This is a genomic window from Mesorhizobium sp. M0040 (assembly GCF_040323505.1).
GTDB lineage: Bacteria > Pseudomonadota > Alphaproteobacteria > Rhizobiales > Rhizobiaceae > Mesorhizobium.
On record NZ_JAMYVA010000076.1, the window covers coordinates 1 to 18,464 of the forward strand.

Consider the following 18,464-nt stretch of genomic DNA (forward strand, 5'->3'; position numbering starts at 1 on the left):
TTCTTCGCTTGCAAGGTCGGTATGGATTGCAATCATCTCGACCATGTGCCTGCGTAGGACCGCGAGGTGCTCTTCGTTCATTGGCTTCATGACGGTGGGGCTTCCTCAACCAGCTTGCCGCCGGTGAGCATTATATCCTGTTCGTCACGGTAGCGCCCGCCGTCGTTTCCATTACGGGTGTCCAGGGCAAGCGTGGGTGACAGTCTTGGCAGGCTATCGCCGGCGGCGACCCTGGAGATTCTGGGCGCCATATCGACATAGCCCCACGGCTTTGGCGCGCATCAGCTTCGCCAGCACCGGCCGGGAGCGCGAGGCGCCGGAGCCGTGCTCCTGATGGACCAAGCGGCCGCCGGCCGCCTTGAGTTCGTCGACTTGGGCGCTCGCCTGGTCCTCGGTCGAGACGCGGGCATCACCAATGAGGCCGCAGCTGGGGGCACTCGCGATTGTGCGCGCATTCGGTCGTTTTTGACAGGGCTTTTTTTGGGGTGTTTATACACATAAGGAATGTGCCAGAAAACGAACGTATGAATGCGTCTGGTGAGGCCTGAAGACGATGCCGCGGTCCGCGATCCGGTCATCATCACCAAGAACGGCCGCCCGCGCACCGTGCTGCTGGCCCACGAGGATTTTGTCCGGCTGTCGAAGCGCGACCGGCGGGTCGAGATGACAGCGGAGCTCAGCGCGGACGAAATCGCTCCGGTCGAAGCCTCCGAAATGGAGCCGGGTCTTGACCATCTTAACGACGAGCTCCCCGGCGCAAGACGCTTGATGGCAAAAAATGCCGCCGGCTGAAAGCAAGATCGGCTCTTTCGTTATTCCTCTCAGGCGGGCGGTTTTGTGGTCATGTCAGGGGTCTTTCGTTTCGCCGCACGGAGCGGGGATCGCGACGCCTTCGGCGAGCGCGGCTGCGGCGAGCCTGCGGTCAAGCGTGGCAAGCGGAAGCTCGCTCTCGATGGTGAGCGCCAGATAGCTGGCGTCATAGGCGATGAGCTGGTGGCGTGCCGCCAACGCCAAAATCTTGCCGTCCTGGCCCGCTCCGGCATCCTCGAGCGGCCGTCAAGACGACGCTGCGCGCTTCATGCCAGAACAGCGAAGGGATAAGAGCAGTCGCGCCTGGAAGCTGGCGCAGAAGGGCTTCGGCCGCCGCGTCATTCTCGTCGGGAAGCACCCAGGCGGCAGCAACCGAGACGTCGACGACGAACGGCGTCAGACGAGGATCGCTAATGACGTCCTTCGTCGCGCCAGGCCCTGACCTCCTCCTGCGTCACGGGCTTTGCGCGGGCGCGCGCAGCCCTGGTCTCCTCGATTGCCGCCTCGACGTCGCTGCGGCGCTGAATCCGCGTCAGTTTGGCGATCGGATCGTTGCCGCACGCGATGACAATGTCCTCGCCAGCTTCGACCCTGGCCAGCAGCTCGGAAAGGTGTGTCTTGGCCTCGCCGACCTTCACCGTGACGGTCATTGCTTTGTCCTCGTACGAGCTTCCTGTGCTGCGGCGGGCCGTGCGCTGTCGTCGATACGAGCGCTGCTTTGCCCGGCAATTGCAATTCTGCGCCACGACAGCGCCGATTTCGCCGGATGGTCAAGCCTTGGTCAAGTCACTATCGATAAGCGGGAATTATCGATAGTGAGAAGGCCGCCAGAGAAAATCCCCTGCAAGTCAACTTAAATGCCGGATAGCTTGACTATCGCTGAAGGCGCAGCGGTAGTCGGGCAAGCCAATGGTCCTCGCTTGCCAGTTCTACGACCGCCGCCTGGCTGCAGAGCCGATGAGCTCTCTGTCAGGTTCGTGCCCGACCAAGAGTAGGGCTTTCGGTCGCAGATGCTAAGGAGGCAGTAGGTTTCCCTCTTCCTTGGCCGCTTCGAGAAACGCCCTGCGGACCACTTCGGGTTTCACCTGATCGATCATGGCGTCCATGCAGAGCTGCACTGCGCTGTGCCACTTGGGGCCACGCTTGGTCCACTGCAATAGTTGCTCGGCGGCCCCCTCCACGTTGTTGCACTGATAAGCAATGCCAGGACGGGTGGTCCTTACGGAGACCGGCGGAGAGAACCAATGGAGCGACATTCGTACATAAGTGACGGCTTAACTAAGAGTTCCCTCAACCAAGCCTGGTTCGAGCAAGGATCGGGTAAACCGGCTCGGGACCCTACTCCTCCGGCCAGCTCTGTTGCGGAACCTATTCAGCGGCACCAAAGTTGGGTGGGAAGTCAGGAGTGTGCCATGAGTTCCAAAGCTGGGGATGGCCAGCTATCTTTCATTGAGTTTCAGTCGCCCACGCTGGTCGAGAACGCGCCTGAGGGCAGCGAATGGCTTCATGAGATCAAGTACGATGGCTACCGCTCCGAGCTGATCATTGAGGGCGGCAAAGCGCGGGCCTTCACGCGCCGTGGCTACGACTGGTCTGATCGATACCGACGAATTGTTCAAGCAGCTGCGGGCTTGCCGGTGAAGGCGGCGATCATCGACGGAGAGGCTGTCGTTCTCGGCGATACCGGCCTGCCGGATTACCAAGCGTTGGAACGGGAGTTGGGCAATCCAAACTCGGTCAGGCTCATCTTTTACGCTTTCGACCTGCTGCACCTGAACGGCCGCGATCTACGACAGCAGCCGCTGGTCAAGCGCAAGGCAGCGCTGGAGAAGCTGCTGAAGGGCTCAGCGCCGACACTGACCTATGCCGAGCATCTGGAGGTGAGTGGCAAAGACGTGTTTCAACATGCCTGCCGGATGGGATTGGAGGGCATCGTCTCCAAGCGCACAGATGCCACGTATCGCTCGGGTATCCAGACCAGTTGGCTCAAAGTGAAGTGCATCAAGAGCGACACTTTTCCCATTGTCGCTTTCGTCGAGAAACTCGGCGCTCATCCGCGTCGCATTGCATCGCTCTACATCGGGCGCCGCGAGGGCGACCGACTGCTCTATGCCGGGAAGGCTCGCAGCGGCTATACCTTGAGCGCTGCGCAATCGGTCCGAGAGCGGCTCGACCCGCTGATCATCAGCACGTCGCCGCTGTCAGAGCCCATCGTGAAACCGAAGGCAACCTGGGTCAGACCAGACGTGCAGGCCGAGGTGCAATTCAGTGGCGTCACTGATCGCGGCGTGTTGCGCGAGGCAGTATTCAAGGGGCTGCGAGAAGACCTCGTGGCGATCCCGGCCAAGCCTCCGGCGCCATCAAGGCGACGTGGGCCAGCCCAGGAACATGGCGTTCCCAGCGAGAACATCCTGCAACTGCTGCCCGACGCGGTCTCGCCCTCCAAGGAAGAGCTTGCGCGCTATTGGCAGAGGGTTGCCGATCACGCACTCGTCCATCTCGGCCACCGACCGCTGAAGCTGGTCCGCCATGCTCTCGGGGCAACCTTCTACCACAAAGGCGCGCTGCCGAAGATCCCAGCAGCAGTGCATCAGTTGCGTGTTCAAAAGCGCGAGGGTGGCGAAGGTGTGCGCGTGTGGGTGGACGACCTTGCCGGCTTGCTGGGGCTGGTCGAGATGGATGCGGTAGAGCTGCATCCTTGGAATGCCACCGTTGACGACATCGAGCATGCCGACCGCATCGTTCTGGACCTTGATCCGGGCGAGGAGGTCGAGTGGGATGAAGTCATCGAGACCGCGCTGGCACTTCGCGACATCATGGAAGCGGAAAGTCTGGAGAGCTGGCCGAAGGTGACGGGCGGCAAGGGCATTCACTTGATGGCCCACCTTGAGACGAAGATCACGCACGATAGCGCCCGGCTCCTCGCGCGATCGTTCGCCAATCGCCTCGCTGAGGCCCATCCTGATCGTTTTCTCCTCTCCGCCGCACCGTCAGCCCGAAAGGGCCGTATCTTCATTGACTATCTCCGCAATGGGCGCGGCAACACGGCGGTCGGGGCCTTCTCCCCGCGGGCGCGACCCGGTTTCCCAATTGCTCATCCGGTGACCTGGAGCCAGGTGGAGGCAGCTATCCGTCCAGATGCCTTCACCATTGACCGTCCGTTCAGGGCAGCAGCCAGAAAGGCAGCGTGAGCAATCTCGCAGAGCATTCTATTAGCAGTGGGCGAAGACGCCCAGCGATTCCGCCGAACATTCGATCATGTCAACTACTTGCCGGACGCGTCGAGCTCTATCCAGGCTGGCGCATGATCACTCGGCTTTTCCCAGCCTCGCAAGTCAGCGTCCACGCCGGCATCACGTAACCTGTTCGAAAGTGATGGGCTGACGAGGAGATGATCCATTCGCAGGCCGGAACTTCGATCATAGCCGCCCCGGTAGGAGAAGTTCCAGTACGTGTAGATGCCTTTTTCCGGATGGATGGTACGGACGGCATCAATCCAGCCGTTACCAAGCATTTCGGCGTAGGCCTGCCGGCTCTCCGGAAAGTAGACTGCGTCGCCTAGCCAACGTCTCGGCACCACGGCATCGATCGGCGTTGGGACGACATTATAGTCGCCGCACAGAACGCTTGTGATCCCTTCCCTGAGCAGCAACTGGCCGTAGCTGATCAGACGGTCGAACCAGCGGAGCTTATAGTCGAATTTCGGGCCGGGCGCTGGATTGCCGTTGGGCAGGTAGATGCACCCCACGACGATCCCATCCACCTCTGCCTCGATATACCGGCTGTGAGTATCGTCGGGATCACCCGGCAGGCCGCGTCGACGCTCCAGCGGCTCCTTTCCCCTGGCGAGTACAGCTACACCATTGTAGGATTTTTGCCCGTGCCAGATCGCGCCGTAACCGGCGTTCCTGACGGCTTCGGCGGGAAATTTCTCATCCGAAGTCTTCAATTCTTGAAGGCACACGATGTCATAGTCGGTCTGACCCAGCCACTTGATGAGCAAGGGCAGGCGACCGTTCACGCCGTTCAAGTTGAAGGTCGCGATGCGGGTCACTCGGAGTTCTCAACAAACATTTGCCCATTGGCAATGGAAGGCTCAGGTGCTGATCCTCGCATCATGCCGGCAATGGGGGAGTTGTCAGTCGTCTTTATAGGACTTGGCTGCCTCGCCAATCTTTCGCCAGTCGTTTCCGTACCGACGCACCAATTCCCGCGCCTGAGTTGGCGACAGATCCTGTGTCTCGAGGGCATGTTTCACCTCTGCGTCCGCCCCTTTTATGGGACGCGAACGAGCCTTTTTCGGCCGCACGGCCGCAGCCGCTCTCATCTGATTTAGACATCATTCGTCCTCTCGGCACTCCTTAACTGACGAGTGTGGGGAAAGTTTCACTGCGCGCGTCCTGAGCATTGGGCATCAGGGTTCAGGCGCCATATTCCCGCGGGGCTTATCCGGCTGGTGAACCTTTAGGGCCGGCGCTGCGTTCCGTGCAGCGAACTCGACTGATGCACTACGATGGAATCCGACGCTCGTCCCCCGCCGCAGAAACGCGAGGCACCTGGTGCCGAAGCCCGCTTTTCGTTCGATCGAATGGCGGTGGAGCGGTTTCAGCAAGCTTTTCCGCGTGCCAGATGGAGCGACGAGCGCAGGAGCTGGTTTGTCCCCGGCAACACAGCAGCCCGGCGGATCGACCGCTGGCTGGCGAAAGAGGTAGCGTTACGGGCGCCCCATGACGATAGCAAGGGACGCGATGCCTTCGCCTTCGACCCAATTTCGAGCCGGTATCTGGAAATTGCGGACGACCTCCGTATTCGCACGCCATATTCGAGGACGGTGCTTGAAGAATTGCGTGCGGTTCCGTGGGCGAGTTGGGACGATGAGTTGAGGGCCTGGAGAGTTCCATTCCGCTCATATGAAGAGCTCCGGCGCCGATGGCCAAACGTCGAAAAGGCTGCGCAGCTTGCCGAACCGGAGGAAAGGAAACTGCGACGTGCGGCTGCCAGGAACACCGAAGCATATAAGGCCGCACAAAAGCGGGCTGCTGAACGCCGGCGCCATCGCTACCCGTTGCCAGTTCAAGATCTACCTACCCTGGGCCGCGCAGTCGCAACGGAACAGTACGGGATTGTCGTCGCTGGCTCCCCTGGCGGCCTCGGCGACATCCTGGACCGTCTCAGAAATGCGGGTGCGGGCGATCAGGTTGATTCGTGGGTAAGTAAAGGATCAAACCGGCCCGTTCAGCGCGATCAGGTTGAGAAAGCAATCGACCCGCAAACATTGAGCGATCTGGCTGAGCAAACCGGATTGTCCCATGACGAACTTCTCGACCGGCTCACAAGAGAATTGCCCGACGCTGTGGACAAGCTTACGCCCGACGGCCAGCTGCCCGCGGGCAACGGTCCAGATCTCTTGGACGAGGTACCAGGAGCTGGCCGTACTTAGCGCCATCTGCGACAAAGCAGGCTGAAACTAGGAGACGCCGGCTTCGGGGCCACCGACCTGGCAGCAATGTGTGAGGGAGAAGTTGCTGGCCTTCACCGCGGGTTCCAAGGCCTATCGCAAAAAGTCCCGCCGTACATGCCAGGACGGCGGGACCGATCGGAGCGCCTTTGCACCGGGCATGGGGGATGCGGGGGCGGGCTTGCCCGGTGCGCGTACCGTCCAGGAACGTTAGGCTCTCACCGGCAGTGCGTCGACCAACCGACGGTTGGAGCGACAACGAAGAAGATGTCGATAGCCGTTCGTCATCATCCAGCGGGGGCGCGCAAGATCGGCCCGACTTGGCGCGTCGGCGGGCGCAGTGGACCGGGCCGCCGCCCGATGCTCACAGACGGGCCGATCAATGGCTTCCGGCTCTATGTCGAGAAGGTGCTCTTGCCGGCCCTCAAGCCGGGCGACATCGTCGTCATGGCCGTCCGGCACGCCGTCAGCAACGCCGGCGCCAAGCTCTTCTTCCTGCCGAAATACTCGCCAGACCTGATCCGATCGAGATGCTCCTCGCCAAACCAAACACGTGCTGAGAACGGCCGCCAGACGCAACACCGACGCCATCTGCGAGCATCGGGAAAATCCACGACACTCTCACATCAAAGGAATGCGCCAACTCCTTCACCGAGGCCGAGTATGCCGCAACCTAATCATCACGCTCTAAGCACGGCATGGGTTATGGCCGAGTCCGTCACGCGAACTCAATCCTCCCTGAATGCCCGTTGGATTTGATCTGCCAGAGGTTTTACGAGGTAAGACAGCATTGTGCGGCTGCCGGTCGAGAAGAACACCTCGACAGGCATACCGGGCGACAAGGTCAGGCCCTTCAGCCTTGTAAGCTTTGTGCGCGGCAGGCTGACACGCACAGTATAGAAGCTCGCGCCGTTTCGCTCATCGATGCTGAGATCGGGGGAGATCTCACTGACGACACCATTCAGCTCAGGCGTTATCCGCTGGTTGAAGGCCGAAAGTCGCAACGTTGCGCTCTGCCTTGGCATCAGCTGATCGATGTCTTGCGGTGCCACACGCGCCTCGACCGTCAGATCGTCTGTCACAGGGACAATCTGCATGATGAGCTCTCCCGCGGATATGACGCCGCCGACCGTATGCACGCCAAGCTGATGGACCACGCCAGTTTGCGGGCTGCGTATATCGATACGCTTGAGCTGATCTTCGGCCGAGACCTTTTGCTCGACCAACTCGGCAAGCTTTGCCTGGACGTCACGGAGCTCGGTTGCCACCTCGCTGCGCAAATCCTGGCCGATCTGAATGATCTGCAAGCGGATTTCGGATGTATGGCCCTTCGATTGCGCGATTGCGGCAGTCAGCTTCCCATGTTCGCCTTCAAGCCGGACTGCGTCACGCTCAAGTGTCGTTATGCGATCGATTGAAACCAGCTTGCGTTCCCAGAGCTTGCGCATGCCGTCGAGCTCAAGCCCGATCAATTTGATTTCCTGGCTTTTAGCATCCCTTTGCTCGCTCAAGCCGGCGACTTCTTCGGCGAGCTGAGCAATGCGCTCTCTCAACTGAGCCTTCTGGCCAGCGCGTGCCTGGCGACGAAATTCGAACAAGGACTGCTCGCCGGCCATCGCACGCCGGATCTCAGGATCGTCCTGCCGCGACGTCAGCGAAGATGGGAAGGCGATGGTGTCAGTGCCATCGCGCTCGGCTTCGAGGCGGGCCAGACGGGCCTCGAATTCGTCCAAGCTCTTGGTGACCATGGCTAAATCGGCCCGGGTCACGGTTTCATCGAGACGGATCAAAACCTGGCCCGCCTTCACGGCGTCGCCTTCTCGCACGAGGATCTGACCGACCACGCCACCCGTTGGATGCTGCACCTTTTTAACGCTGGAATCGACGACCAGCCTTCCCGAAGCAATGACGGCTCCAGAAAGCTCCGTGACCGCGGCCAGGCTTCCCGCCCCACCAACCAGGAGCATGCAGACCGCGAGGCCGCCGAACAGATAGCGTCGAATAGTCCGGTCGATCGCCGATGCCGCGTGTTGCGTCATCAGTGTGTCGCCTCCTCAGGGCCGGAGACGACCTTCAGGGGAACGCCGCCCGAACGGGTTACCTTGCTCAAGACCTCATTCTTGGGGCCAAACGCCTGGACACGGCCGTTAGACATGACGAGTACCTGATCCAGGCTTGCAAGCGCGCTCGGCCGATGGGCGACCACGACAGCAATGCCGCCTCGCGCCCGCACGCCCTCAATTGCCGCCGCCAGCGCGGCCTCCCCTTCGGAATCGAGGTTGGAATTGGGCTCGTCCAAGATAACGAGGAACGGATCGCCATAGAGTGCCCGTGCGAGCGCAACCCGCTGTCGCTGGCCCGCCGAAAGCGCCGACCCGGCCTCGCCGATCCGCGTTTCGTAGCCTTCCGGCAGATGGACGACAAGGTCATGAACGCCGGCCGCGCGCGCAGCCGCCAGTATCTTGTCCGAAGAGGCTTGAGGTTCGAAGCGTGCGATGTTCTCGGCAATGGTGCCATCGAACAGTTGCACATCCTGCGGCAGATAGCCGACATGGTTGCCCAGTTCTTGTGGCAACCACTGGTCGAGCGTTGCTCCGTCCAGCCTGACGGTCCCGCGGGCTGGAAGCCATATCCCGGCTATTGCTCGGACAAGCGATGATTTTCCGGACGCACTCGGTCCGACAATGCCAAGGCCGGCACCCCTTTCTAGCGCGAACCCGACATCCTGCACAACCACACGACGCTCGCCGGGTGGCGTGACACAGATGCTTTCTACCGCAAGAGCAGATACAGGTGCCGACAGCGAGACACTCGTGGCAATTTCAGGAAGCAGGGCCAAAAGCTGGCTCAGCCGGGTCCATGCCTGGCGAGCACTGACGAAACCCTTCCAGTGGGCGATAGCCAGTTCGACCGGTGCGAGCGCCCGGCTCATCATAATCGAACTGGCGATCATAATACCGGCTGTCGCTTCTTGATGAATGACCAGATAGGCGCCGATCGCCAGTATACCCGACTGCAGCATCATGCGCAGGATCTTCGAGATCGTGCCGAGCGTCCCAGCCAGGTCGCTGGCTCTTGCGTTCGTGTTGAGAAAGTCGGCGTTGACGCTTGACCAGCGCTCGGCGATGCGCGCGCCAAAGCCCATCGCCTGCAGAGCCTCTGCATTGCGACGCGTCGCCTCAGCAAGGCTATTGCGCGCTGCCGCCTGGCTGTTTGCCCTCTTCGCAGGCTCCCTGGTGCGAACTTCGGCAAGCACAGTCAGGCTCGAGAGAATGATAGCGCCTGCCAGCGCCGTCATGCCGATCCAGAGATGGAACAGGAAGCATATTGCCAGATACAGCGGCATCCAGGGCAGGTCGAAAAGCGCAGTCGGACCAGTGCTCGACAGAAACGAACGCACCTGGTCAAGATCCCGCAACGACTGAAGGCCGTCGCCTGGGAGCTTGGTGCGCAACGGCAAACGCATAAGGGCGGTATAGACTTGCCCGCTCAATCGCGCATCCAAAGCCATCCCGATGCGCACAAGCAACCGCGACCGGATAAGCTCAAGAACGCCTTGGAAAATGAACAGCATGCCGGCAAATACGGCAAGCCCGACAAGCGTCGGCACACTGCGGCCGGGTACGACTCGATCATAGACCTGCAGCATGAAGAACGAGCCGGTCAGCGCCAGAACATTGACGACGCCGCTCATCAGGGCAATTCCAGCGAACGCGCGGCGGAAAGAAGCCAAAACCGCAGCGAGGGTTGTTCGTGGCGGCTCGGACGAATGGGAATGCGACATCGCCTTCACATCGGTTCAAGTTCAGTCCCGGGCGCAAAGATCGTGCCCGCAATCAGGCTTGGTTACGACATCTCCATACCGCAGCCAGCGTCAGGTTTTGCGCCTAGATATGCCAATCGTTCAGCGCGTACGCGTGGATGTAGTCGATCTGCATTTCCGCAGGTGTCGCAAGCCCGTCGGCGGGCGCTCCCGCGAGGCCACCAACCGCCAGATCGACCAGCATATACATGGGGTCGTGCATATCGGAAGGCGTTGCGGCACGAGCAACTTCGACGTCATCGAAATACCAGACGAGTTCGTCTTCTGTCCACAGCACTCCGTAAGTGTGGAACCCTTCGGTATCTGCGGCATAGGCCGTCGAGGACACTGTCGTATGAGTTCCCGTCTCGTTGGAGTGGCTTGTCAGAATGAGCTTGTTTGGATCCTGACCGAGCATTTCCACGACGTCCAGTTCCGGTGGCCAGGAGCCGTCAGCCGGGAGAAGCCAGAAGGCCGGCCATACACCTTGCTTTTCGGGCATGTCAGCCCGAATTTCGAAATAGCCGTAGGTTTGTGCGAAGGACTCATAGGTCGTCAGCAAACCTGACGTGTATTTGTAATCGTTTATGTAGGGCTGGATTGCCGCGGGAGCCCGGGCGGCGGTAATCGAGAGAACACCGTCCTCAACGCTGAACGGGCTGACGGAACGCGTCGGGGCATAGTTGGTATCGATATACCATTGAAGCTCCTTGTTGCTCGTGAGCGAGCTGCCGTTCGCGGCGCCCCACCAGAAGTTCGAGTCCCAGGTGCCGCTCGAGCCATTCCACAGGTCGAGCGTGTTGAACTCGTCCGAGAAGGTGAGTTCCAGATGCGACCTGTCTAGGGCCAGATCGAACTGGCCTGGGTTGAACTGGTCGATGGTCTTATTGGCGAAAACGAGAAACTCGTCATCGGACAGGTTAAGTCTGACGTTCGCCCCCGACTGGACCATGTTGGCGTGCACATCCTCGAAGGAGGTGAAGCCGAAGCTCCCGACGCGCGCGGTATCATCGGCGCCAAAGTCGAGGATCAGGTCACTGCCGTTGCCGGGGGTCACGACGAAAATGTCCGCACCGGATCCGCCCTTGAGAACGTCATCGCCCTGCAAACCGTCGAGCGTCTGTTGGCCGGAGCCGCCGGTAATGATGTTGTTTAGCTCGTTTCCGAAAGCATAGTGTTTGTCGCCGGTGACCGTCAGGTTCTCGAAATTCGCTGGGAGCTTGTAACTCATCCAGGTCGAGATGGTGTCGACACCCTCGTTGGGCAGCTCGACCGCCTTGTTTTTGGAGGAATACAGATAATAGATGTCATCGCCCTTGCCGCCGTACATCGTCACGGTGACGCTACCGTCGGCGTACATGGAGTCGTTGTAGATGCTGCCATAAAGTGTCGGGCCGGAATTCGTCGCCGAATACCACTTCACGGAGGACCCGCTGTAGGGGAGTGGAACACCCTTGGCGTTCAGTACGTAGGCCATTCTGGTCCTTTCTCCTCTTTCTCGCCTCGATATCGGGCCTAACACCTATTGAGAGCAAAAGGAGCCAGTACCATTTAGCTTTCGAGTTTGGAGAGTTACCAAAAGCTTAATACGCAGCGCAGCCACTTGCCCGGGGCCGCCTGACCCCTTCAGGGCACAAGCACCCCGGCGCTTGCCGCTCTCTTCGGCCGGTCGCAATATTAGACGTATGGCCGTTGCACACGACGCAAGGCCTGTTGTCAGGTGCATGACGCGGTGCGAAATGCAGCCTTGGCGATGGCGGGGGCGCTGCATTGTTGATATTGTACGCACGGAACAGGCGCGCAAATGACATCTGACTCAGAGAAGGCCGCGGCGGTCGAGCAGTTGCTCGATACACCTGAACTTGCAACCGCACTGGAAAGCGAACAGTTCAAAAAATTCCTTGACCAGGTACCGATCGCCATAGCCGTTTCGGACCTTGCCGCTGAGGAGCGTGTGGTCTACGCCAATCCCGAATTCGAGAAGCTCTCAGGCCTGATGGCCGCCAGGCTCACACGAGAAAACTGGGCAGCCCTTTTGGGCAAAGGCCTCCACGAGCAGAAGGACCGGCCGCTTGCCGAGGCCGTGGTCGAGGAAACCGATTTAGTCGGCACCTACAGGCTGGAACGCAACGATGATAAGCCGACGATCGTCGACGTTTATTCCAACGTGATCGAGGACGACAACGGCAAGATGTGCTTCCGGCTGGTGGCGCTGGTCGACGTATCGGCCCATGGCGAGGCGGGAGATGAGCGCTCGGTGGAGGAGCGTGTCAGCGAGAAAGACACGCTGCTACGCGAACTGCAGCACCGGGTAAAGAACAACCTGCAGATGATCACCGCACTGATCCGGCTGGAAAGCCGCAACGCGCCCGAGGCCGACCGGAGACGGTTTGAGCGGCTCGCCGGTCGCGTCGACGCTCTGGCGATCCTCTACCAGACGCTAACGGCCGACGAGCCGAAGGAGGAGGTCGATCTTGGCGTCTATCTCAGCCAGATCGCGTCCGCGGTGATGAGTTCGCATGCAGTCGAGGGGATCCGCCTGGATATGAAGGTGGATACATATCCCGTGTCAATAAACGTCGCCATGCCGGCGGGACTGGTCGTGAACGAATTGCTGACCAATTCACTAAAGCATGCGTTCCGGGAACGCGACGGCGGCACGATAACGCTGCACAGCATCGTCAATGGCGACGGCTGCCGGGTTATAGTGGCGGACGACGGAATCGGCCTGCCGGAAGGCGAGACGTGGCCCAAGCCAGGCAAGCTCGGAGCGCTGATCGCGCGCTCGCTGACCGAGAACGCCAAGGCGCAGTTCGCGGTAGACTCTAGCGCCAGCAAAGGGACGAAGGTGACCATCATCTTCAAACGATCGGCGGCAGCAAGCTGAAAAATTGCCGTCGAACATACCAGGCTGACAGCTGGCTTCATGCCGCGGCCTTGGGCAGGTGCTGGCCCGGACGAGCCTGAAACGGCCTCCTTCTACGATCGAAATCTTCCATCGAAGAGCCGGCAGGTACGTCCGCGGGGGAAGCAGGATGAAGTATGCGGGCGTTTCGCTCGTTAGGCTAGTTTAGCGTGACCGGCCTTAAAAAAGCCGGCAGGTGGCGTTCTGCCGTAATACATATTCTCCAGCAAGCTACAATATCCGCCAACAAGGGCTGCTGCGGAGGCAGCGTTCGTGCATCGCCATTTTGCTGGACTTCCGCATCTCGCGCCTGAGCGGAATTTGCACCCCTTGCGGTCAATTGGACAGATACTCGCCAAGCGGGGGCAAGTGTTCTATGGTCTCTGGCGGCATCGCTTAGTGCAAGGTATCGATGCTCGGTCTGTCGCTTTAGGCAGGGGAGGGGGCCATGTTCGAAGTCGTTGCATCCTGCAGGAAAGCGAGGCCAGGAAGCTGGCTCGCCACAAATATCTTCGGCTTCATGGTCGCGCTGTCGGTGCTGTTTTTACCCGGACTGGAAAGCGCGAATGCACAGACGAACTGGACACTCGATCCAACCGCTTCGGTGCTCACCTACCAGTCGGTCAAGAAGAACACGATCGTTGAAACCAACAAGATCAGGAACATCGCCGGCACCCTTTCTTCGACGGGTGAGGCCAAAATCACGTTCGACCTCAATTCAGTCGATACCGGCGTCGACCTTCGAAACGTCCGCATGCGGTTCCTTTTCTTCGAGACATTCAAGTATCCGGCCGCCGAACTGACCGCAAAAGTGGACCCTGCGGCGTTTGCCGACCTTGCGACGAAGCGAAGGATGAAGGCAGTGCTTCCATTCCGCCTCAACCTGCACGGGGTCGACAAGGATCTCGAGGCCAATGTCGTCGTGACCTTGATCAGCGACAGCATGGTTTCCGTCGCTTCGGAAGCCCCCGTCGCCGTGCATGTCGAGGACTTCGGACTGCTGCCGAATGTCGACAAGCTGCAGCAGGCCGCCAATGTGGCCAACATTGTTCCGACCGCTTCGGTATCGTTCGATTTCGTGTTCAACGCCGATGGCAGCAAGCCCGCGGCCGTCCAGACCGTCGCGGCAAGCACCGCCGACGTCGGGCCCGTTGCCACCGATGCTGCGAAGGCGAACTTCAGCGACGAGGAGTGCCTCAACCGGTTCGCGGTGCTCTCGCGCACAGGAGCCATCTATTTTCGGCCGGCGAGCGCACGGCTCGACACCCAAAGCCGTCCGCTACTGGAGGAGGTCGTTGGCGTCGTCGGCAAGTGCCCGGGCCTGAAGGTGGAGGTTTCCGGCCACACCGACTCCGACGGGTCGTCCGCCGCCAACAAGCTCCTGTCGGAGCGGAGGGCCCAGGCCGTAGCTGAGGCCATTGTTGCCGCAGGAATTGCTCACACGCAGATCACGGCGATCGGTTATGGCGAGGAGCGGCCGGTTACTGGCAACGACACGCCGAAGAACAAGGCGCTCAATCGGCGGATAGAGTTTTCCGCCACCAAGCTCGTCAACTGAGGAAGGGCCTTTGTTCCGGCGGGGCTTCGATCTGATTGCTTGGTTTATTGGTGTCCTAGGCGCGATCGGGCTGGTGATGCTCTCGCTGTTGTTGACCTTGACGGCGGCCAACGCCGAACGCCGTGTTGCTCTGGTCCTTGGCAACTCCCAGTATCAGCATGCGCCGGCGCTGACCAACCCGGTACACGACGCGCAGGCTGTTGCCGAACGTCTCAAAAGCCTGGATTTTGAAGTCGTCTCCGGGTTCGATCTGACCAAATTGCAGACCCAGACGACCATTGCGCAATTCGCAAAGCAGGTTCGCGGCGCCGATATTGCCCTTTTCTTTTACGCCGGCCACGGCTTGCAGGTTTCAGGCAGCAACTACCTGCTTCCGGTCGATGCCGCACTGGAAGACGAGACCTCGCTCGACTTCGAAGCGGTGCCGGTGGATTTCGTTTTGCGGCAAATGTCGCGCGAGACCAGCATAAGGCTGATTTTTCTCGACGCCTGTCGCGACAATCCCTTGGCCGAGGTGTTGGCAAAGACCGCAGGCGTCAAGGGAGCGAGAAGTGGCCTTGCCGAAATCCCGATCGAGAATGCCGGCGCTGGCACGCTGGTCGCCTTTTCCACCAGTCCCAATCAGGTCGCCTATGACGGATCGAGCGAACACTCGCCGTTCACGTCGGCGCTGCTTGCCCATATCGGGGCCTCGAACGTCTCCATCACCGACGCAATGAACAGGGTTACCGCCGACGTGTTCAAAGCAACGGCCGGCAAACAGCGCCCGTGGATCAATGTCTCGCTCACCACCGAGGTCGTGCTGCACGAGGTGGATCTGAACGCGCCACTGATCGTCGGTGAGGCGACCGCTCCGCAACAATCGCAAGGCGCCTCGGGCGGGCGCAACGCCGCGGCAAAACCGTCTGGCGCTGACGATGCCCAGCTTGCGCTCAATGTGCTGCGTCAGAAAATCCCGAGACTGGCTTCGGACGAGCCGATCTTTTTCGACCAACCTGTCGATTTCGGAGATCCAGCAATCGACGGCAAGAGTATCGCCGAGCTGATCACAGGCAAACCACTCTTCACTCCCGTGGAAGGGCTCGACAAGGCGGTGTGGGAGGGCAAGCACTGCAACGGCTGTCATGAGTGGAGTGAGGATCGGCTATGCGAACAGGCGAAAAATTTCGCCGCCAACGATGTCTCCGTTCTACGCCTGCAACATCCGCTTGGGACACGCTTCAAGGTGGCGCTGGCCAAATGGGCGCAAGGCGGCTGCAAGTGAGATCTGGGCCCTTCGGTTCGAAAACCCCTGGTCAAACAAGACCATGGAGCTGCGTCTATTGGAATGGTTCGGGTCTAATACGCATCAGCCGATTGGCGCTGCGCCTCGATCTCGGCCAACTGCAGGCCCATTTCAACAAAGGCGGAGAGAACGGCAAAGCGGTCCGCCAGTGCGACGCGCGCCAGCCCTGCTAGAACACCGGCATTGACTGCATGGGCGGCAGGATGTCGCGGCAAGGCCGTTGGCGCGGCTGCGCCGACGACAGATCCGGCAACGCCAAAACCATTGTCACGCCATTCCGCAGCCAAGGCAATCCAGGCGCCCGGCGTTGCCGGCGGGGTTGCCGCAGCCTCGCTTACTGCGGCGCGGTGGCGGGGACTGTCCGGTTCGCTAACCCAGTCGCGAACAAGCGCGAGCAGCTCTTGATCTGTCTTATCGAGCAGCTCGCTCAGATGCCCCAGGCATTCATGGGCCCACCAGACCGCAGCCCGATCAGGAAGCAGGTAGGCACAAAACGTGATCGCCTCTTCGGGAATGGGCCCGGCGAGGAGATCGCGGCAAAACTCGATCGAACGCTGCTCGGTTGGAAGGGCTCTCATGTCTCTCGCGACAGCGGGACAAGCCACAAAAAGATCCCGTGCCGTTTTGAATCGGAGCCCATTGGCCATGACGCCACGCCTTCATCGAGGACCAGTCGGTACTCAAGCCCCCGGCGTGGCGCCGGTCAAGTCTCAACTCGTGGGGACGGGAGATCGGCCGACACAGCCAGGCTCGGCGTTATTGACAGACAAACGCGTGGGAATGTGGTATATTCACGCTTGGTAATATCGGATGCTCAACAGGAGTAACCGCTATGCGGTGGGCCAGTTCACCCTTGGTGTTGGCGGTCGTGGCTTTCTCGACCCATGTTTCCGCCGACCCTGTCCAGAAATCAGAAGACATCGTCAAGTTTTTTGCTGGCGCGGCCGACCTCGGCAAGTCTCGGGGGATTTGTGTCGGCACGGAGGAGCAGTGCAAGAGCAAGACCAAGGCAAAAGAGGGGCCGGCCGACAAATCCAGTCTCGACATGCTGATCAATTTCGGGCTGGATTCGGCCGAACTCGACGCGACCGCACGCGCTGAACTCGAGGAGTATGCCAAGGCCCTGAAGGACAGCCGGATCAGTACTTTCCACTTCGTCGTCGAAGGCTACACCGACGCTTCCGGTCCGGCGCACTACAATGAGCGGCTGTCGCAGCGACGAGCGCAATCGGTGACGTCCTTCCTCACATCCAGTGGCATCGAGGCTGACCGCATCAACGCGATCGGGTTGGGCGAAGCGCATCCGCGTAGCCCGAATCCATACGACGCCGTCAACCGCCGCGTGGAAATGCGTATAAAGGCCGAGTAGCGTACGGATGCCGCCTGAAACTGTGCAGCAGTGCGTCAGGAACTGAGTGGCAAGCGCAGCGGCAGTCAGGCGAATAGGCTTGGAACGACCCCGGTCAGTTCTTGAGCACGCCGCCCACCACCACACCGGAGCCGAAGAGCAACGCCTTGGTCAGGAAGTCGTTATCCTGGGGCGGCGGAGGATCGTCCCGCCGCACCACGGTCTTGCGGAAGCGCCGTTTCTGAACGACCTGCTGTTGTTTGCGGGGTTTCTGCGCCACCGGCCGCTGGGTGCGGACCTTCTGCGCAACCTGCTTTTTCGGCTGCGTCGTACGGGCTTGATCGGCAGTATATCCGGCACGCACGGCTTCCATCGTCGGATCAGTCCGAACCACGAGGAATGCAAGTTGCTCGCGCGGCAGATAGGTGGTCGGCGGAAGACCATTCTTGGCTTGCCAGATGCCGATCGCGCGGCGGGTCTGCGGCCCTATGTTTCCGTCGATGCGGCCAAGTTCGTTGCCCAACCCCTCGATGCGCAGTTGCAGGTCGATGCGGCTTTGGCGGTCAAGACCGATCGCACTTTCTGTCAATTCGGTGTCCGCTGTTTGCTTACCTGGTTCGAAACGCCGACCGATGTGCGCACCGCAGAATCCGAGCTGGCATTCGCCTGGTCCTCATCGCGCGCCGCGATCTGTTAGTTTTGGGCTTTGGGCGTGTTCAACTTATCGATGCTCAGCCGCGCCACAGCGGCGAAGCGACCGTTCGGAAACTGGTCGATAATGAGCATGAACCCAACGATGGGGTGGTGCTGACCAATGCCCGAATTCGAATATCGGCGGGCTGGCCGCCTTCGCGACGGGCATCGTGTCGTTTCTTTCGCCCTGCATGCTGCCGCTGGTGCCGGGCTATGTTTCGTATGTCGCCGGTCTCGCAAGGGATGCGGCGCCGGTCGGAAGGCCCGCTTATCGGCGGCGGGATCGAGCCTCCATTTCGTGCGCGATTGTACCGCTTGAGTATCCGTCGTCGCTACTCTATATGATGCGTGATGTTTGATGCGCGCCAAGGAGGGCGATATGAGAACGACACTGGCGATCGATGACGACGTCCTGATCGCGGCCAAGGCCATGGCCCGGCAGCAGGATCGCAGCCTCGGCGAGGTCATCACCGATCTCGCCCGGCGCTCGCTGCGCCGCCCGCAAGCCGGCGGCGAGCGCAACGGGATTCCTCTATTGTCGCCTCGGCCGGATGCACCTCCTGTCACGCTTGAGACTGTCAATGCCTTGCGTGACGAGTTGCTGT

General features: G+C 60.5%; 17 protein-coding genes and 3 pseudogenes. 9 read left to right on the top strand and 11 right to left on the bottom strand.

Going from position 1 to position 18,464, the window contains the following annotated elements; all coding sequences use genetic code 11:
• A pseudogene (locus NKJ91_RS31420) lies at positions 1-90 on the bottom strand (protein-L-isoaspartate O-methyltransferase family protein); the annotation flags it as partial.
• A gap of 171 nt (positions 91-261) precedes the next feature.
• Positions 262-444 (bottom strand): annotated as a pseudogene (locus tag NKJ91_RS31425) (recombinase family protein); the annotation flags it as partial.
• A gap of 84 nt (positions 445-528) precedes the next feature.
• Here NKJ91_RS31425 and NKJ91_RS31430 point away from each other — a divergent pair.
• Complete coding sequence (locus NKJ91_RS31430; RefSeq protein WP_352458604.1) at positions 529-792, top strand: type II toxin-antitoxin system prevent-host-death family antitoxin; 264 nt, start codon at positions 529-531, stop codon at positions 790-792.
• A 54-nt stretch (positions 793-846) separates the two neighbouring features.
• Here NKJ91_RS31430 and NKJ91_RS31435 read toward each other — a convergent pair whose 3' ends face one another.
• The 3 genes from NKJ91_RS31435 to NKJ91_RS31445 all read right to left on the bottom strand — a co-directional run bounded on the left by NKJ91_RS31435 (position 847) and on the right by NKJ91_RS31445 (position 2,066).
• A complete protein-coding gene (locus NKJ91_RS31435) occupies positions 847-1,008 on the bottom strand; it encodes a PIN domain-containing protein (RefSeq protein ID WP_352458605.1) in 162 nt (53 codons plus the stop codon).
• Between the two features lie 212 nt (positions 1,009-1,220).
• Positions 1,221-1,460, bottom strand: a complete 240-nt coding sequence (locus NKJ91_RS31440) for a type II toxin-antitoxin system Phd/YefM family antitoxin (RefSeq protein WP_352458606.1) — start codon at positions 1,458-1,460, stop codon at positions 1,221-1,223.
• A gap of 363 nt (positions 1,461-1,823) precedes the next feature.
• A complete protein-coding gene (locus tag NKJ91_RS31445; RefSeq protein ID WP_352458607.1) occupies positions 1,824-2,066 on the bottom strand; it encodes a DUF982 domain-containing protein in 243 nt (80 codons plus the stop codon).
• A gap of 156 nt (positions 2,067-2,222) precedes the next feature.
• Here NKJ91_RS31445 and ligD point away from each other — a divergent pair, with 156 nt between their 5' ends.
• Positions 2,223-4,001: a DNA ligase D gene (gene ligD, locus NKJ91_RS31450; protein WP_352458608.1), complete on the top strand. Its 1,779-nt coding sequence runs from the start codon at positions 2,223-2,225 to the stop codon at positions 3,999-4,001.
• A 74-nt stretch (positions 4,002-4,075) separates the two neighbouring features.
• Here ligD and xth read toward each other — a convergent pair whose 3' ends face one another.
• A complete protein-coding gene (gene xth / locus NKJ91_RS31455; RefSeq protein ID WP_352458609.1) occupies positions 4,076-4,864 on the bottom strand; it encodes an exodeoxyribonuclease III in 789 nt (262 codons plus the stop codon).
• Positions 4,865-5,323: 459 nt separating this feature from the next.
• Here xth and NKJ91_RS31460 point away from each other — a divergent pair, with 459 nt between their 5' ends.
• The gene (locus NKJ91_RS31460; RefSeq protein ID WP_352458610.1) at positions 5,324-6,250 is read left to right on the top strand and encodes a YidB family protein; all 927 of its coding nucleotides are present in this window, start codon (positions 5,324-5,326) and stop codon (positions 6,248-6,250) included.
• A gap of 746 nt (positions 6,251-6,996) precedes the next feature.
• On the opposite strand, the gene NKJ91_RS31470 is transcribed toward NKJ91_RS31460, so the two are convergent.
• The 3 genes from NKJ91_RS31470 to eglC all read right to left on the bottom strand — a co-directional run bounded on the left by NKJ91_RS31470 (position 6,997) and on the right by eglC (position 11,547).
• Complete coding sequence (locus NKJ91_RS31470) at positions 6,997-8,307, bottom strand: HlyD family type I secretion periplasmic adaptor subunit (RefSeq protein ID WP_352458611.1); 1,311 nt, start codon at positions 8,305-8,307, stop codon at positions 6,997-6,999.
• On the bottom strand, positions 8,307-10,052 hold the full coding sequence (locus tag NKJ91_RS31475; RefSeq protein WP_352458612.1) for a type I secretion system permease/ATPase: 1,746 nt from the start codon (positions 10,050-10,052) through the stop codon (positions 8,307-8,309). The genes NKJ91_RS31470 and NKJ91_RS31475 overlap by 1 nt, the downstream gene beginning before the upstream one ends.
• Positions 10,053-10,155: 103 nt before the next feature.
• A complete protein-coding gene (eglC, locus tag NKJ91_RS31480; RefSeq protein ID WP_352458613.1) occupies positions 10,156-11,547 on the bottom strand; it encodes an endo-1,3-1,4-beta-glycanase EglC in 1,392 nt (463 codons plus the stop codon).
• Positions 11,548-11,874: 327 nt separating this feature from the next.
• On the opposite strand from eglC, the gene NKJ91_RS31485 reads away from it, so the two are divergent.
• The 3 genes from NKJ91_RS31485 to NKJ91_RS31495 all read left to right on the top strand — a co-directional run bounded on the left by NKJ91_RS31485 (position 11,875) and on the right by NKJ91_RS31495 (position 15,797).
• Positions 11,875-12,957, top strand: coding sequence for a sensor histidine kinase (locus NKJ91_RS31485; RefSeq protein WP_352458614.1), 1,083 nt, complete (start codon positions 11,875-11,877; stop codon positions 12,955-12,957).
• Positions 12,958-13,423: 466 nt separating this feature from the next.
• Complete coding sequence (locus NKJ91_RS31490; protein WP_352458615.1) at positions 13,424-14,533, top strand: OmpA family protein; 1,110 nt, start codon at positions 13,424-13,426, stop codon at positions 14,531-14,533.
• Positions 14,534-14,543: 10 nt separating this feature from the next.
• A complete protein-coding gene (locus tag NKJ91_RS31495; protein WP_352458616.1) occupies positions 14,544-15,797 on the top strand; it encodes a caspase family protein in 1,254 nt (417 codons plus the stop codon).
• Between the two features lie 74 nt (positions 15,798-15,871).
• Here the strand turns inward: NKJ91_RS31495 and NKJ91_RS31500 are convergent, their stop codons facing one another.
• Positions 15,872-16,465: a DUF6931 family protein gene (locus NKJ91_RS31500; RefSeq protein ID WP_352458617.1), complete on the bottom strand. Its 594-nt coding sequence runs from the start codon at positions 16,463-16,465 to the stop codon at positions 15,872-15,874.
• 185 nt (positions 16,466-16,650) lie between these two features.
• On the opposite strand from NKJ91_RS31500, the gene NKJ91_RS31505 reads away from it, so the two are divergent.
• Positions 16,651-17,187 (top strand): OmpA family protein, encoded by a 537-nt coding sequence (locus NKJ91_RS31505; protein WP_031212166.1) that lies wholly within the window; start codon positions 16,651-16,653, stop codon positions 17,185-17,187.
• A 94-nt stretch (positions 17,188-17,281) separates the two neighbouring features.
• Here the strand turns inward: NKJ91_RS31505 and NKJ91_RS31510 are convergent, their stop codons facing one another.
• The gene (locus NKJ91_RS31510) at positions 17,282-17,755 is read right to left on the bottom strand and encodes a peptidoglycan-binding domain-containing protein (protein WP_352458618.1); all 474 of its coding nucleotides are present in this window, start codon (positions 17,753-17,755) and stop codon (positions 17,282-17,284) included.
• Between the two features lie 241 nt (positions 17,756-17,996).
• On the opposite strand from NKJ91_RS31510, the pseudogene NKJ91_RS31515 reads away from it, so the two are divergent.
• Both NKJ91_RS31515 and NKJ91_RS31520 read left to right on the top strand, forming a co-directional pair.
• Positions 17,997-18,092 (top strand): annotated as a pseudogene (locus NKJ91_RS31515) (cytochrome c biogenesis protein CcdA); the annotation flags it as partial.
• Positions 18,093-18,238: 146 nt separating this feature from the next.
• On the top strand, positions 18,239-18,464 hold a 226-nt coding region (locus tag NKJ91_RS31520; RefSeq protein WP_352458619.1), incomplete at its 3' end, for a CopG family transcriptional regulator.